Source organism: Psychrobacter sp. TB20-MNA-CIBAN-0197, assembly GCF_040309765.1.
GTDB lineage: Bacteria > Pseudomonadota > Gammaproteobacteria > Pseudomonadales > Moraxellaceae > Psychrobacter > Psychrobacter submarinus.
The window spans coordinates 1-254 of the sequence record NZ_JBEOPC010001003.1; the positions used below are offsets into that span (position 1 = coordinate 1).

A 254-nucleotide genomic window follows, 5' to 3' on the forward strand; every position below is an offset into this window, starting at 1 on the left:
CAGTAAAACACACTGCTTTAGTGTAAAATCGCGCAACACCAGATTGAAGTAAAGAGCCAATGCAGCAAAAAAGTAGAGCCTTCCTTAAATGGGCCGGCGGAAAATACAGCCTAGTTGAAAACATTAATGCGCGATTAAACCAAGCTAGCAAGCATGCTGATACTTTGGTTGAACCTTTTGTTGGTGCAGGCTCTGTGTTTTTAAATAGTGACTTTAAGCACTATATCCTCAATGATATCAATGCAGACTTAATT

The 254-nt window shown here is 39.4% G+C and carries 1 protein-coding gene; it reads left to right on the forward strand.

Going from position 1 to position 254, the window contains the following annotated elements:
- Positions 1 to 59 precede the first annotated feature (59 nt).
- A partial coding sequence (locus tag AAEY83_RS16910) for a DNA adenine methylase (RefSeq protein ID WP_351060960.1) occupies positions 60 to 254 on the forward strand: 195 nt, incomplete at its 3' end.